A 14,535-nucleotide genomic window follows, 5' to 3' on the forward strand; every position below is an offset into this window, starting at 1 on the left:
CTCGTTTTGAGGCGGCCGCGTGCAAAGACGGCGCTGGCCGAGATGCGCCCGAGATGAAATAATCCAATGATTTCGATGTGAAGAGCCTGGGTATTGCCACCCGGCAGCCCTGATTTATGAACTGCGCCGCCGCCATGGCAAAATTGGATTTGACTGAATGAGCGCGCATCCCCCCGATTTGGTGGCCGATCTCAGGCGGGAGAACGCCCGGCTTCAGAACGAGAACGCGCGCCTGTCCAATGAGATCAGAGAGGCGCTGGAACGACAGACTGCAACAGCCGACATCCTGAAGGTGATCGCCAGTTCGCCCGCTGACGTCCAGCCGGTGTTCGAGGCGATCGCGACGAGCGCCAATAGGCTGATCGGCGGGTTCTCGACCGCGGTGTTGCGCTTCATTGGCGACGAACTTCACCTGGCCGCGTTCACACCGACCAACCCTGCCGCCGATGACACGCTCAAGGTATCATTTCCCAGACCGATTGCGGAATTTCCACCATTTATGCTGGTTCGCGATGGCAAGACGGTAGAACTTGCGGACACCGAGGCGGAAGATGTGCCGCAATTGAACAGGGATATGGCGCGGTTGCGCGGATATCGCAGCATGCTGTTCACCCCGCTGATGAGTTGCGGCGCGCCGATCGGCTTGATAAGCGTCACGCGAAAGCAGCCGGGCACGTTTGCCGCTCACGACGTTCATCTGCTTCAGACCTTCGCCGATCAGGCGGTGATTGCGATCGAGAATGTTCGCCTTTTCGAACAAGTGCAGGCCCGCACGCGCGACCTCTCAGAGTCGCTGCAACAACAAACTGCGACTGCGGACGTGCTCAAGGTCATCAGCCGCTCGGCGTTCGACCTGCAAGCGGTGCTCGATGCTTTGCTCGCCTCAGCCTGCCGCCTCTGCAAAGCCGAATTTGGCACGATACGCTACCAAAGGAGCGGCGAGTATCGGCTTGCAGCGACGTTCGGCTGCGAGCCAGAATGGATCGAGCATTTCGCAAAATATTCCACGAGGGCTGATCGAAGTTCCGTCTTTGGGCGGACGATCGTTGAAGGGCGTACAGTGCACATTCCCGACGTGCTTGCTGATCCAGATTTCAAGCGTCCGGAAGCACAGAAACTCATAAATTTCAGGGCGGCACTCGGTGTGCCCCTCGTTCGCGAGGGGCAGCCTTTCGGCGTGATCAACCTGTTCCGTTTCGAAGTAGGTTCGTTCAACGAGAAGCAGATCGAACTTGTTTCGACTTTCGCCGACCAGGCGGTCATCGCGATCGAGAATGCGCGTTTGTTCGAGGAGGTGCAGGCCCGCACGCGCGACCTCTCAGAATCGCTGCAACAGCAAACTGCGACCGCGGAAGTGCTCAAGGTCATCAGCCGCTCGGCCTTCGATCTGCAGACGGTGCTTGATACGCTCGTCGAGTCCGCGGCACGGCTATGCGAAGCGGATATGGCAGCGATTACACGCCAGAAGGGCGATCAGTATTTTCGTGCCGGCTCATACGGATTTTCTTCAGAGTTTATGGACTACGTGAAGGATATTCCGGTCAAACCCGAGCGCGCGACCATTACCGGACGCACATTGCTCGAGGGCAAGGTGATCCATATTCACGACGTGCATGCAGATCCCCACTACACCTTTTCGAAAGCACAGGAACTAAGCGGCGATCCCCGTACATTCCTCGGGGTACCGCTTCTACGCGAGGGCAAACCGGTTGGCGCACTTGTGCTGCTACGTCGAACCATGCGTCCGTTTACCCAGAAACAAATCGATCTGGTGACGACCTTCGCAAACCAGGCGGTGATCGCGATCGAGAATGTCCGGCTATTCGATGAGGTGCAGGCAAGAACACTCGAACTCTCCGAAGCGCTGACTTACCAGACCGGGAGCAGCAACATCCTCAGGGTCATCGCTTCCTCCCCGACCGATGTCAGGCCGGTACTCAAGGCTATTGTCGAGAGTGCCTGCGAGCTTTGCGAGGCGGACGACGCTATGGTGGTTCTGAGAGATGGCGGCGATCTCGTCTTCAAGGAGCAACATGGCTCAATCCCGGTTGTCTGGAATAGATTGCCGATCAGCCGTGACTGGGTTGCCGGCCGCACGGTGGTCGATCGCAAACCGATTCATGTCCATGATCTTCTCTCTCCCGAAGGAGAAGAGTTTCCCGATGCCCGGCAATTTGCGCTCCGCACCGGCGTTCGTACCATCCTCAGCGTTCCCCTCCTGCGCGAAGGCGAGAGCATTGGTTCGATTGTTCTGCGGCGGACCGAACGTCAGCCGTTCAGCGACCGGCAGATCACCTTGCTGCAAACTTTCGCCGATCAGGCCGTCATTGCCCTTGGCAATGTGCGGCTATTCGAGCAGGTCCAGACGCGGACCAAGGAGCTCTCGCGATCCCTCGACGACTTGCGCGCCGCGCAGGATCGTTTGATCCAGACCGAGAAGCTCGCATCGCTGGGCCAACTCACGGCCGGCATCGCACATGAGATCAAAAACCCGCTCAACTTCGTCAATAACTTTTCGGCAATATCAGCGGAGCTGACTGACGAGTTGAATGACGTGCTCAAGGAGGCTTCGCTCAGCGAATCTATCCGCAACGAGATCGATGACTTGAGCCGTCTGATTAAAGAAAATCTGCAAAAAGTTGTCCAGCACGGCAAGCGCGCCGACTCGATTGTCAAGAATATGCTCCTCCATTCGCGCGAGGGTTCGGGCGAGCACCGACCTGCGGATATCAACGCAATCCTCGATGAGAGCCTCAATCTCGCGTATCACGGCGCGAGGGCCGAGAAGCCGGAGTTCAATGTCACGCTGCAACGCGATTTCGACGTAGACGCCGGCCTGATCGACATATTTCCGCAGGAGATCACGCGTGTGTTCCTGAATTTGATTTCGAACGGCTTCTATGCCGTGAACAAACGCAAGATGGAGAACCGCGAGCCAGCTTTCGAGCCTGCGCTGAGCGCAGCTACCAGAAACCTCGGTGACGCCGTGGAAATCCGAATTCGCGATAATGGGACCGGTATCCCGGCCGAGGCAAAGGAAAAGATGTTCAACCCATTCTTTACCACCAAGCCGGCCGGAGAAGGAACCGGGCTCGGTCTCTCGATGAGCCACGACATCATCGTGAAACAGCACGGTGGGAAGATAGAAGTCGAAACAGAGATCGGCCGTTTCACCGAGTTCAGGATTGTCCTCCCACGGACGGGCTCTGATTTAGCCAAGAGAAATCAGACATGACTGTTTTGGTTCTTGTGGTCGATGACGAACCCGATGTCGAAGCGCTGTTCCGCCAGCAATTCCGACGTGATCTGCGGGCGCAACGCTTCACCATGGAGTTCGCAATTTCGGCTGCGGACGCGCTGACGCGGATAGCCGATACCAGGGAGCAGTTGCTGATCTTGATCTTGTCGGACATCAACATGCCCGGCATGACAGGGCTGGAAATGCTCCCGAAGGTGAAGCAGATCAGGCCCGACGTTCCCGTGATCATGATCACCGCCTACGGTGATCCCGAGACCAGGCGCAAGGCGCTTGCGGAGGGCGCCAGCGGGTTACTGACCAAACCGATCGACTTCAGCCTGCTGAGGGAGGAAATCGACAACCGGCTGGCACAATCCACTTAGGCAGCGAATCACGGCTTAAAGAATGCCGGGTCATTCAGCGCCTTGATCATGGTGTCGACCATGTCGGCGGCCCCATGATCCTCGCGCTCCTCAAGGAGCTCCCACATCTTCCGAAGGTTGGCGCGCATTGGCGCCTTCAATGAGGGATCCCGCTCGATCAAGGTCCGTGCGATGCAGAATGCTATGCCCTCGCTGCCCATCCTGGTTTGTTCGATCGAGGGTTTGCTCATGGCTATCTCCTGGTCGATTTCGTGGCCGACTTCCGCCGCTGGTAAATCAAATCGCCGGGGATAGATAGGGTGATAGGTAGTCTGGGTTGGCGAACAGTGTTCTCTGTGCGATGCCACGCCATACGGCGCTCATTCCTTAGTAGCGAGACCGCCACCCTACTCCGCTATCTCAAGCTGCTTGCCGGGGCCGGCCAGCGGCTTCTCTTCCATCACGATCATGCAAAACGCCGCGCAAGCGAGCAGCGCGGCTGCCGCACCGAATACAAATCGGAACGCAGCGATCATATCGGCCGGAGCAATCGAATTTACCGGCCCGCGATGCTCTCCCGCCAGCGAAATGTCCGCGCCTAGCGCCATCAACAGGATCGCGGTGAATGCAGCTACAGTGAACGAGGCCATCAGGGCGCGAAAGAAATTCATCGCGCCCGTAATGGTGCCGACCTGCCAGCGCGCTACCGAATTCTGCAGCGACACCACGCTGACCGGAAATGTCGTGCCGAGGCCAAACGCGAGCACCGACAGCAGGACGAGCAGCGCCCAGAGCGGCAGTACGGTGAACGCAAGCACGAATGCCACCACAGCCGCGCAAGCAGTCCCGATGATCGCGACCCGCTTGTAGTGTTTGGCCCGCGCCATAGTGCGACCGGCGATCGCCGAGCCGCCGGTTGAGATGGCCGCCAGCGGAATAAGTGCGAGGCCCGCTTCGCTAGCGCTCAAATGATAGACCACCTGGTAGTAAAGCGGCAGGTGCACGGTTAAGCCCAACATCGCACCCATGGCGCAGCCGCCCGCCGCCATTGCGTAGGGCACCACTCTGCCGCCGAGCAGCGACAGTGGCAGGAAGGGCTCTTCCGCCTTGCCCGCCTGCCATACGAAGGCAAGCGCGAGCGCGATGGATGCACCTATCATCGCCGTGATCGCGGGCGATACCCACGGATAGCGGTTGCCGCCCCACGTCAGCACCAGCATGAGAACGACTGCCGAACCCATCAACAGCACACCGCCGAGCCAGTCAATTTTGCGCCTGCGATGAAATGCCGGGATTTTGCTCATCTTCGGCAAAAGCAACGCCAGCGATGCAAGGCCGAGCGGCACGTTGATCCAGAAGATCATCGACCAGTGCAGGTGTTCAGCGAAAATGCCGCCGAGAACGGGCCCTCCGATACCGGCTGCCATCCAGACCCCGCTGAAATATGCCTGATAGTGCCCCCGCTCACGCGGGGTCACCACGTCGGAGATCACCGTCTGCACGATCGGCATGATGCCCCCGCCGCCCAGTCCCTGTAGCCCGCGGCCTATGATCAGGACCGGCATGCTCGGCGCCAGTGCGCAGAGGACGGAGCCCGCAATGAAAAGGCTAAGCGCAGTGACAATCATCGCGCGCCGGCCATAGATGTCGCTAAGCGTGCCGAATACCGGAGCTACCGCGGTCGCGGCCAACAGATAGGCCGTGATCACCCAGGATAGATTGGACACATCCTGGAATTGTTTGCCGATCGTCGGCAGCGCGGTCGCCACGATGGTCTGGTCGAGCGCGGCCAGGAACATCGTCAGCATCAGGCTCATCAGGATGGTGTGAACTTCGCCGGGCGTTAAAGCCGCGACCGGCGGGGCGCCGCCCACGTCGACCGCTGTTACGATTGGCATGCGCTGCAACTGGCCCGCGGCCGTGGCTTCGGGCAATCTCTTTTGACCGGTCAGGGGCTGGCTCTGCCGTTCGAGTTTATTCATGCGGACGTTTGTTTGTGGCGCGCGCGACGGTCGCGAGCAAATGGGGTATCGTGTGTTGCAACTTAAACAAAGAATCCGAGTCGCGGCAGCAGGTCAGGCGCATGGGTGCGTCCCACGATGTCGACGGCCTGCTATCGTTTCGGTCGCATTTTGCCTCGCGCGCGCTTCGGCAGCCGTTCGGGCCATTGCACGATGTGATCTTCAAGGTCGGCGTCGGGAATCTCGTCCTCTGTTCCCTGCACGCGTCCGCGCACGGAAACGCCCGCTTCATGCACCGTATCAGGACTGCCCGATATGAGCGGATGCCACCAATACAGATCCCGGCCTTCTGCGACCAGTCGGTAGCCGCAACTCGGCGGAAGCCAGTTAAGGCTGCGGACGTTTTCGGGTGTTAGCCGGACGCAATCCGGAACCTGATCGGACCTGTTCGCATAATCCTTGCAGGCGCAGAGCCCGGCATCCAAAAGCTTGCAGGAAACGTGAGTGAAATAGATCTTCCCGGTGTCCTCATCTTCGAGCTTTTCGAGGCAGCACCGAGCGCAGCCGTCGCACAAGCTTTCCCATTCGAGATTGGACATTTCCTCCAAGCTCTTGGTTTTCCAAAAAGATCCCTCTTGACCCGAGGGCGGCTTGGGTCGGGCGGTCATGGGTCCAACTGTTTCCGGCAACAACGGGTTAAAAACTGAGGCTGCAACGGCCACGGCACAAGTGGTTGCCAGGTCATGGATAATGTCGGCGAATGGGGGTCTCCCTGCCGATCAAAATCGCGAGCACGACCATTGGTTTATAGGCCCCGCTCGGCTAGATAAAGGAGTGAGTCCCCAGAGCGCAAGAGCGCCTTGGGTTCGCCGCAACATTCCCGCAAGACGTCTTGACGAGCCCAGTTGGGTGCTAGAGCGCCTTCGAACCGATCAGGGGTCCTGGTGCCGCCGATTTGAAGAGCCTGCAGCAGAAGCGGCAAGTTCGACAGGAACTTCGAATTCAAACCGGCACTAGAATCTGCGATTTATAGGACTGCTCTCTGTTTGCCGAGTTCGCACAGGGGGCGTCGAAACACATTAAGAACTTCGGAACGGGCACTCGTGCGTCAGATCGTGCCAGCGGAATGGAAGAGGAAGATCCGGCACTGGATGCTGGATTTCGACGCGCGTATCGACTCCACGATATTCTCCGCCGGCAAAGGCGCGCGCGAGCTGTTTGAACGCTATTCGACGTTCATGGACCGCTTCTATGTCGGCCGCTGGAAACGCTGGGTGTTCATCGAACCGTTCTCCGAAGCCGCCACGATCGGGCTTGGCGGCATGGTTCTGATGCTGGCGCTGGCGTTGCCGGCCTTTCGCGAGACCGCCGATGATGACTGGCTGAAAAAATCCGATCTCGCCGTGACCTTTCTTGATCGCTACGGCAATCCGATCGGAAGCCGCGGCATCAAGCACAATGATTCCATTCCTTTGGAGGATTTCCCGGACAATCTGATCAAGGCGACGCTGGCGACTGAGGATCGTCGGTTCTACGATCATTTCGGCATCGACGTGGCCGGCACGTTCCGCGCGCTGTTGACGAATGCCCAGGCTGGCGGTGTGCGACAGGGCGGGTCTTCCATCACGCAACAGCTTGCGAAAAACCTGTTCCTGAACAACGAGCGTACCATCGAGCGCAAGATCAAGGAGGCTTTCCTCGCGATCTGGCTGGAAACGCGGCTCACAAAGAATGAAATTCTGAAGTTGTATCTGGACCGCGCCTACATGGGTGGCGGCACCTTCGGTGTCGACGGCGCAGCGCATTTCTATTTCAACAAATCGGCACGGGACGTCAATCTCGCCGAAGCTGCCATGCTTGCCGGCCTATTCAAGGCGCCAACCAAATACGCGCCTCACATCAACCTGCCCGCCGCACGTGCCCGCGCCAACGTCGTGCTCGATAATCTTGTCGACGCCGGCTTCATGACCGAAGGCCAGGTATTCGGTGCGCGGCGCAATCCCGCGACCGCCGTCGATCGCCGCGACGAGAATTCGCCGAATTACTATCTCGACTGGGCATTCGATGAGATGCGGAAGCTGGTCGATACCTTCCCGAAATCCTATACCGAGCGCGTGTTCGTCGTTCGCACCGCAATCGATATGAATGTGCAGCGGGGAGCCGAAGAGGCCATTGAGAACCAGTTGCGCCAATTCGGCCGTGACTATCACGCCACGCAAGCCGCGACCGTAGTGGCCGATCTCGACGGCGGTGTTCGCGCCATGGTCGGCGGACGCGACTATGGCGCGAGTCAATTTAATCGCGCGACCGACGCCTACAGGCAGCCTGGCTCGTCCTTCAAACCCTACGTCTACACCACCGCGCTGCTCAACGGTTTCAAACCGACGTCAATCGTGGTGGATGGTCCAGTGTGCATCGGTAACTGGTGCCCGCAGAACTATGGTCACTCCTATTCCGGAGCCGTGACCTTGACCCAGGCGATCACCCGCTCAATCAACGTTGTGCCGGTGAAATTGTCGATTGCGATCGGCGGCAAGGGCGGGCCGAAGGCTGGCCGCGCCAAAATTGTGGAGGTCGCCCGGCGTTTCGGAATCAAGGCGCCGCTGCCGGATACGCCCTCGCTGCCGATCGGCGCCGACGAGGTGACTGTGCTGGAGCATGCCGTCGCCTATGCGACGTTCCCGAACAAGGGCAAAGCGGTGACCCCGCATGCGGTTCTCGAAGTTCGCACCGGCACCGGCGACCTGGTCTGGCGTTTCGATCGCGACGGCAAGAAACCGGTCCAGGCCATTCCGGCTGCCATCGCCGCCGATATGGCCGGGATGATGAGCCACGTGGTCAGCGAGGGCACCGCGCGGCGCGCAGCGCTCGACGGCATTCCAACCGCGGGCAAGACCGGCACGACCAATGCGTACCGCGACGCCTGGTTCGTCGGTTACACCGGCAACTTCACATGCGCGGTCTGGTACGGCAATGACGACTATTCTCCGACCAATCGCATGACCGGCGGCTCGTTGCCGGCTCAGACTTGGCACGACATCATGGTCGCGGCCCATCAGGGTATCGAGATCAAGGAGCTGCCGGGCGTCGGCATGGGCACTAAATTGCCCGCGCCATCCGCCGCTGCCACCATGGCAGCCAATGGCTCTGCCAAGCCGCCGGAAGTGAGACCTGGGCCGCCTCCGGTTCTAACCAAGCGCGGCGCGGATATTCTGGTGCAGGTCGAAAAGATGCTCGATGAAGCCGCCAAAACTGCGGGCGAACCCGCCAAACCGGTCAAGCCTGTCTCATCCAGTTCCGCTCCCTATCCGGATGGTTTCGCGGCGGCAACATCCGACGGCGCGGGCGGATCCGCGCAGCGCAAGAACTAGTCGTGCGGCTGATATTTATCACCTTGCTCGCGTTGATCATCGCGACGGCCGTCGGTCTCGGGGCCACGTGGATGACCGCCACACATGGCACGGATGTCGGCACGCTGACGATCGGCGCCTGGACCGCTCGGCCCAAGACCGGGACCGCGGATGTCGATCCCTATTCTCGCGCGACCATTGCGCGAAGCGGCGAACTCCCGGTCGGTACCGGTGACGGCATCGCATTCTCGGCGACGACCGACGATCGTAAACGGCCACTCGATGGACGGTGTGACGTCATCGTCAGCGGCATCACGCCAGCAGCGCGGTTCTGGACGCTCACACTCTATGACGACAAAGGACATCTTGTTCCGAATTCATTGCAGCGTTACGGCTTCACCAGCCAGGAAATCATTCGGGGGGCGGACGGCGCATTTGAAATACGGGTGGCATCTCGATCGCGCGCCGGAAATTGGCTACCTACCGGTGGCATCGAGCGTTATGCGCTAATGCTGCGACTGTACGATACGCCGGTCGGCGTGGCGACGCGCACCCAGCGTGATGCGCCAATGCCTTCGATTGCGACGGTGGGGTGCCCGTGATCCGGCTGCTGTTCACGGTCGTGGCGGGGGTGCTGCTGGGCGGCATCGTGCACCTGGTCAGCGTGTTGGCGTTGCCGCGCATCGCAACCCAAGATGCTTATTCGCGCCTCACTCCGATCACGAAACTGAATGCGGTAACACCCCTGCCCATGGCCGAGCCGAACAACCCGCCGATGCCGTTCATGGATCCCGCGTTCGCGATGGCGATCTGCCGTTACGATCTTTCCAACGGCTTTATCAAACTCAGCGTCCCGGTCAGCCAAGCCTACACCTCCGTTTCATTCTACACCAGAAATGATGTCGCTTATTACGCCATCAATGATCGCTCCGCCGGCCGAAAAGTCATCGAGCTCGATCTGATGACGGAAGCCCAGCATGCCGAATTGCCGGAGGACGAAGATGTGACGGCGGCCGACCGGTTGATTATCGATTCCCCCACCGCAACCGGGTTGATCGTTTTGAAGGCCCTGGCGCCAGAGCCAGGCCTGATGCCGCAGGCTCAAGCCTCGCTAGCCAACTCAAGCTGCAGGGTTCAGACCGAAGCAACCGCGAAGCAGGCGGAAGCCCCGCGAGCCAAGCGCTGATCGCCTCGCCTGAATTCAGCCGCGCGCACTGACTGCGGCGCTCATAACAGGTTGGGCGGCGACCGGAGGATTTGCCGTTTGCGCCGCGAGTTCGCCGATCAATCGATCGGCGTCCGCCGCCATCGTATCCGGCGCTTGCAGCACCAGCCGTTCCAGCGCCCAGCGATACGATGATATCCGCCGCTCCAGGCATTGCTGTACCCACTGCACGATAAGGCTGTTCTCCTGCATGCGGGCGACTGCGTCAGCATGCTCACGCGGCGACAATTGCGAGATATGCGCGAGACTGGCGCTTCGTTTGCGATCCAGGTCGATCACGCGCACCGCGGCCGCAAAGAACGGCTCAAACCGGGTTATGTCGTCACGCACATCTTCGATGAGCTGCGCATACCGCGAAGAGTGCGAACGGTGCGGCTCGTCTATCAAGGTGCGACCGTATGTCGTTCGATCGAACACCACCTGCTGCCGCCATGGCGATGGCAGGGGCTTGTAGTCGCCAAACACGGTCTTCCAGGCGGGCCGCGAATGCGGAGGCTCGATCAGCGGATACGCCAGATCGCGCAGCAACCGTTCACCGTCGGTGAGCTGGAATTGCGACGCGCGCAGACCGATGCTCGAAGTCACTTCAGCGCCGATCCACCGGTGCATATCATCATTGAGGAAATCCTGGCGCGTACGGCCGAGATCGCCACCGCTGCATCCGCCGAGCGCCGCGGTTGCGAAAACCAGGGAGAGAGAAATTGATGAGCGCCGACCCGATCGGCTTCTCCAGATCGGAAAGCGCCTATCGGGCATTTTGGGTTCCTAACGCCGCCGCCGACGCCGACCCGGAGCCGTGCCCTCTTGCGGCCCGTTGCCGCCGCTGGTCTCGTCGTTGCCGCGTTCGATCCGAACCACCGGGAGTATCAGAACCGTTCCCATGCCTTCCTGAGGCATGCCGTTGAAACCCAACACCGGCCGTCGCGATGCCGCATCCGCCGGAAAATGAATGATGGTGGCCATATCACGCTCATCTCTGTGACCGTCGCGCTGTCACGATCCGCCGCCCGCGACATCCACCAATAAAATCAGGACGTGGTTAACAGCTTCCTAACGTTCAGGATTTGAATGCGATTTGAGCCAGGCGGAGCTAAGTTGGACCAATGAGGCACAATCATCTTCAATTTGGCTCGTGCTGTTCATGGATTTTTTTCCTTAACGGGCTATTAAAGCAAGCGAAGTAGGTTCGTTCTGAGAATTACTCAGTCGCGTACCCCAACATGACCACACCTCCATTGTTTCCGGGCTTTGATGGATTAATGACGCTCTCCCGCCGCGAGGGCGTCGATATCAGACCAACCTTGCTGCGCGTGCTGACCGATTTGTATGTTCAGGCAAGCGTCCATACCAGCGACGAAGAGCGACAGTTTGTCGAGCTTACCTCACGCCTGATTGACGCGGTCGATGACGCAACCCGCGCGGCCGTTCGCGCGCGTCTTGCCGTCTACCCGGGAACCCCGGGCGAGGTCCTGAACAAACTTGGCCTGAAATCGGCCGGCTCCGATCACGGCTTATCGCCCGCCCCCGAGATTCACTTGGCTACGTCTAGAAGCGAGCCGGCGGGCGGCGCAGTCCAGCGCGAATTGCGAATGGCATCGACCCTATCGATGCAGCCCAAGGACGCCGCGGAAATTACAACGATATTTTCGCGCGCCAGCGCGAGCGAACGAGCCATGATCCTCCACAATCTGCGGGAGGCCCCGTTGCGCGCATCGGCGCGAATTCCTGCGGCGCGCGCCAAGCGCGCGATCGAGACGCTGGAAATGGCGGCGTTTGCGGCCGACCTCGAGAATTTCACGCTGGAGCTCGGCGACAGCTTGATATTGCCGTGGCGGGTTGCCGGCGAGATCGTCAATGATCCCGGTGGTGAACCGCTCGCATGCGCCGCCAAGGCGCTGAACATGCCGCTACCCGTCTTTCAGCGGGTATTGCTGTTCCTTAGACCTGAATTCGGCTCCTCGGTGCAGACCGTGTACCGCTTGTCACGGCTCTACGAAAGACTGAGCGAGCGATCCGCGCTTGTCATGCTTGCGGCATGGCGTGGGGCAACCATGGCCGTTACCCGCGCCAAATTCCGCCCTGGGCTTTACGACGACGAGAGCAGCCACGCGAGATCGAGCGTCCGACAGGCGCGGCCCACGGCGGTGCAGCCCGGATCAAGTACCGTCAAACGCACCGGCTCGGAAGGTTAGGCTCGCGCCAAATCGAGAAAGTGCCGCCCTGCCCGATCCTCGGTTTCGACGATCCAGGCGTCTGGATCGAACCGGATTTCCTTCGTGAGACGGTCTTCTACCGAAGTTTCCGGCAACGGCTCTTTCGATGTCGGAATGAAAATGCGCTCGATCGGCCGACTATCTTCATAGACCGTCTGCGGCGCGGGGGTATAGAGCATGGCGTTGCCGTCGAGCAGCGCGACCTTGACGAATACCGCCCCGGCTTCTTCCGCGCCGCGCCGCCGCACGGCCCCGAAGACACCTTCGGTCTGGCAGCGTCGCAGGTAAGCCGCCACCCATATGCTCGATTTCAATCGCACGGAATCACGGTAGTCCCTGGGCACAATCGAATCTAGTCGATCGGGTGCCCGATCATGGCAATCAGTTCGCGCACGAGGCGATCGGACATTTGTCCCGTCACCGGCATGTTGCGGTCGCGCTCGAATTTCTGGATTGCGGATCTGGTATCCGAGCCGACCGTACCGCTTGGCTTGAGTTGGCCGTAGCCATACTCGGTGAGCGCCCGCTGGACGGCTGCGACACGGCGGGGGCTGGAGTTTGCCAATGCTACTTCGTTGTGAGTGGAAACGGGGACCGGTGCCGGCGGCCGAAGAATATTCGAACGGGCGGGCGGTGAAGTGCTGGTCGATTTAGCTAAATTGCCCACTGGATCGGAAAGCTTCGGCTCAGCCGCTTTTTCCACCGGCTTGGATTCAATAACCCTCGGTTCGCCGACCGCAGGCTCGGCCTCAGTCGGGCGCGGTCGTGGTAGTGGACCTGCCGCGGCCAATCCGCCGGTCGGCATCACGACGACCGAACCAAACATCGGGGCCGGGTGGTTGCCTTTTTGCAGAAACAGCGCATTGGCGATAATCGCCGTTACAGCCGCAAACGCCAGCGCGCCCACAGCCGTATCCTTTGGACTGTGCAGTAATATCCGCATCACCAGGCCACGCTCGGCATCCAGGTCAACGGCGCCGCGCGCGCCCCGGCGGCGCCGCGTCTCGTTCTGTTTCGTGTTTTTTTTAGGCACTTCTCTTCACCTGACGGAGATTGTTTCGGCTCGACAGTCTGGAGGCCGGAGTTAGTCTCGCAACATTGCCTGCTGACTCTGAGTTTGCCCTTTGTTTTGACGGGCGGAACGTCAGTGGCAAACTTGCCGTCACGGAGGTCCCCTTGTCGAGCTTACTTTGCACGATCAAATCACCGCCGTGCAACGTGACAAGCCTCTTGACGATGGAAAGCCCGAGGCCGGTGCCTTCGCGCCCCCGCTGATAGGGCTTGCCGGTCTGAAAGAATGGATCGCCAATCCGCTTTAGATCATCCGCTGCAATGCCGATGCCGGTGTCGGCAACGCGAAGCACCAGCCGCGATCCATCGACACCGGCGGAAACGGTCACTTTGCCGCCGCGCTCGGTGAACTTGACCGCATTAGACACAAGGTTCAGCGCGATCTGCCTGAAGGCGCGAAGATCTCCGGTGATCGGCGGCAGGTCCTCCGGCATGCGAGTCACAAGATCGATCCCGTTTTCAACCGCCTTCAGCGATAGTAGCGTGCAGCAATCGACGACCGCCGCGCGTGGTTCGAAGGACTCAGGCACAATTTCGACATGGCCGAACTCCATCTTTGACAATTCAAGGAGATCGTTGACCACAGACAGGAGATGCTGACCGGATTCATTGATCAATCTCGCATACTCCTGGTGGCGATCCGCATCGAGCATCAGCGTTTCTTCCCGCGCAATCATTTCGGAAAAGCCGATGATCGCGTTCAAGGGCGTGCGTAGCTCGTGGGTGACTGTCGCAAGAAATCGATCCTTTGTCGCTTCAGCCTGCTCGGCCGCACTGAGCGCAAGCTGTAGCGCCTGTTCCTGGTGCTTCCGGTCCGTTACATCGCGGAGAATGGCGACGACTTCGCCTCCCTCAGCAGGGCCTTCCTGTTCGAGAGGCCGGCAGCGCATTTCGACCCAGATAAAATCCGCAGGCGAATGACGGGCCGGTTCGTTTTCCCTCTCTCGCTTGACACGGAATTCAACACTGCGGGGCTCGCCGTGGGCAGCATCCGACAACGCCATCAAGTAAGTCGGACGATCAGCGACATGGACACGGCCGAACAATCCATGATCGAGAAGCCCGATGCAGTGAACGCCCAGCAAGTTTTCCACGGCAGGCGAAATGAATCGTAT

General features: G+C 59.9%; 14 protein-coding genes. 6 read left to right on the forward strand and 8 right to left on the reverse strand.

The window, feature by feature from the left end; all coding sequences use genetic code 11:
* Positions 1-157: 157 nt before the first annotated feature.
* Both VJV58_RS01895 and VJV58_RS01900 read left to right on the forward strand, forming a co-directional pair.
* Positions 158-3,235, forward strand: a complete 3,078-nt coding sequence (locus VJV58_RS01895) for a GAF domain-containing protein (RefSeq protein ID WP_324135627.1) — start codon at positions 158-160, stop codon at positions 3,233-3,235.
* Complete coding sequence (locus VJV58_RS01900) at positions 3,232-3,621, forward strand: response regulator (protein WP_324135628.1); 390 nt, start codon at positions 3,232-3,234, stop codon at positions 3,619-3,621. The genes VJV58_RS01895 and VJV58_RS01900 overlap by 4 nt, the downstream gene beginning before the upstream one ends.
* Positions 3,622-3,629: 8 nt before the next feature.
* On the opposite strand, the gene VJV58_RS01905 is transcribed toward VJV58_RS01900, so the two are convergent.
* From VJV58_RS01905 to VJV58_RS01915, 3 genes are all read right to left on the reverse strand, one after another.
* Positions 3,630-3,851 carry a hypothetical protein gene (locus tag VJV58_RS01905; RefSeq protein ID WP_324135629.1) on the reverse strand — a complete coding sequence of 74 codons (222 nt, stop codon included), beginning with the start codon at positions 3,849-3,851 and terminating at the stop codon, positions 3,630-3,632.
* Positions 3,852-4,007: 156 nt separating this feature from the next.
* Positions 4,008-5,582 (reverse strand): MDR family MFS transporter, encoded by a 1,575-nt coding sequence (locus tag VJV58_RS01910; RefSeq protein WP_324135631.1) that lies wholly within the window; start codon positions 5,580-5,582, stop codon positions 4,008-4,010.
* Positions 5,583-5,713: 131 nt separating this feature from the next.
* Positions 5,714-6,229 (reverse strand): YcgN family cysteine cluster protein, encoded by a 516-nt coding sequence (locus tag VJV58_RS01915; protein ID WP_324135632.1) that lies wholly within the window; start codon positions 6,227-6,229, stop codon positions 5,714-5,716.
* A 435-nt stretch (positions 6,230-6,664) separates the two neighbouring features.
* Here VJV58_RS01915 and VJV58_RS01920 point away from each other — a divergent pair, with 435 nt between their 5' ends.
* The 3 genes from VJV58_RS01920 to VJV58_RS01930 are packed head-to-tail and all read left to right on the forward strand — an operon-like array spanning position 6,665 to position 10,097.
* Positions 6,665-8,932, forward strand: a complete 2,268-nt coding sequence (locus VJV58_RS01920; protein WP_324135634.1) for a PBP1A family penicillin-binding protein — start codon at positions 6,665-6,667, stop codon at positions 8,930-8,932.
* Between the two features lie 2 nt (positions 8,933-8,934).
* Positions 8,935-9,513, forward strand: coding sequence for a DUF1214 domain-containing protein (locus tag VJV58_RS01925; RefSeq protein ID WP_324135635.1), 579 nt, complete (start codon positions 8,935-8,937; stop codon positions 9,511-9,513).
* Positions 9,510-10,097 carry a DUF1254 domain-containing protein gene (locus tag VJV58_RS01930; protein WP_324135636.1) on the forward strand — a complete coding sequence of 196 codons (588 nt, stop codon included), beginning with the start codon at positions 9,510-9,512 and terminating at the stop codon, positions 10,095-10,097. Before VJV58_RS01925 ends, VJV58_RS01930 begins: the two co-directional genes overlap by 4 nt.
* 15 nt (positions 10,098-10,112) lie before the next feature.
* Here VJV58_RS01930 and VJV58_RS01935 read toward each other — a convergent pair whose 3' ends face one another.
* Positions 10,113-10,892 (reverse strand): hypothetical protein, encoded by a 780-nt coding sequence (locus VJV58_RS01935; protein ID WP_324135637.1) that lies wholly within the window; start codon positions 10,890-10,892, stop codon positions 10,113-10,115.
* Positions 10,893-10,901: 9 nt separating this feature from the next.
* A complete protein-coding gene (locus tag VJV58_RS01940) occupies positions 10,902-11,099 on the reverse strand; it encodes a hypothetical protein (protein WP_324135638.1) in 198 nt (65 codons plus the stop codon).
* Positions 11,100-11,356: 257 nt separating this feature from the next.
* Here VJV58_RS01940 and VJV58_RS01945 point away from each other — a divergent pair, with 257 nt between their 5' ends.
* On the forward strand, positions 11,357-12,328 hold the full coding sequence (locus VJV58_RS01945) for a DUF2336 domain-containing protein (RefSeq protein WP_324135640.1): 972 nt from the start codon (positions 11,357-11,359) through the stop codon (positions 12,326-12,328).
* Here the strand turns inward: VJV58_RS01945 and VJV58_RS01950 are convergent.
* The 3 genes from VJV58_RS01950 to VJV58_RS01960 form a co-directional block, all read right to left on the reverse strand.
* Positions 12,325-12,669 (reverse strand): DUF1491 family protein, encoded by a 345-nt coding sequence (locus tag VJV58_RS01950; RefSeq protein WP_324135641.1) that lies wholly within the window; start codon positions 12,667-12,669, stop codon positions 12,325-12,327. The two genes, VJV58_RS01945 and VJV58_RS01950, sit on opposite strands and share 4 nt — an antisense overlap.
* A 32-nt stretch (positions 12,670-12,701) precedes the next feature.
* Positions 12,702-13,382, reverse strand: coding sequence for a peptidoglycan-binding domain-containing protein (locus VJV58_RS01955; RefSeq protein WP_324135642.1), 681 nt, complete (start codon positions 13,380-13,382; stop codon positions 12,702-12,704).
* A partial coding sequence (locus VJV58_RS01960; RefSeq protein WP_324135643.1) for a PAS domain-containing sensor histidine kinase occupies positions 13,375-14,535 on the reverse strand: 1,161 nt, incomplete at its 5' end. The genes VJV58_RS01955 and VJV58_RS01960, both read right to left, overlap by 8 nt.

This window comes from Bradyrhizobium sp., from assembly GCF_035273305.1.
Taxonomy (GTDB): domain Bacteria; phylum Pseudomonadota; class Alphaproteobacteria; order Rhizobiales; family Xanthobacteraceae; genus Bradyrhizobium.

Excerpts from the sequence above, each read along its gene's own strand:
- VJV58_RS01895 (WP_324135627.1), top strand. The coding sequence starts at position 158 with ATGAGCGCGCATCCCCCCGATTTGGTGGCCGATCTCAGGCGGGAGAAC.
- VJV58_RS01900 (WP_324135628.1), top strand. The coding sequence starts at position 3,232 with ATGACTGTTTTGGTTCTTGTGGTCGATGACGAACCCGATGTCGAAGCG.
- VJV58_RS01905 (WP_324135629.1), bottom strand. The coding sequence starts at position 3,851 with ATGAGCAAACCCTCGATCGAACAAACCAGGATGGGCAGCGAGGGCATA.
- VJV58_RS01910 (WP_324135631.1), bottom strand. The coding sequence starts at position 5,582 with ATGAATAAACTCGAACGGCAGAGCCAGCCCCTGACCGGTCAAAAGAGA.
- VJV58_RS01915 (WP_324135632.1), bottom strand. The coding sequence starts at position 6,229 with ATGACCGCCCGACCCAAGCCGCCCTCGGGTCAAGAGGGATCTTTTTGG.
- VJV58_RS01935 (WP_324135637.1), bottom strand. The coding sequence starts at position 10,892 with ATGCCCGATAGGCGCTTTCCGATCTGGAGAAGCCGATCGGGTCGGCGC.
- VJV58_RS01940 (WP_324135638.1), bottom strand. The coding sequence starts at position 11,099 with ATGGCCACCATCATTCATTTTCCGGCGGATGCGGCATCGCGACGGCCG.
- VJV58_RS01945 (WP_324135640.1), top strand. The coding sequence starts at position 11,357 with ATGACCACACCTCCATTGTTTCCGGGCTTTGATGGATTAATGACGCTC.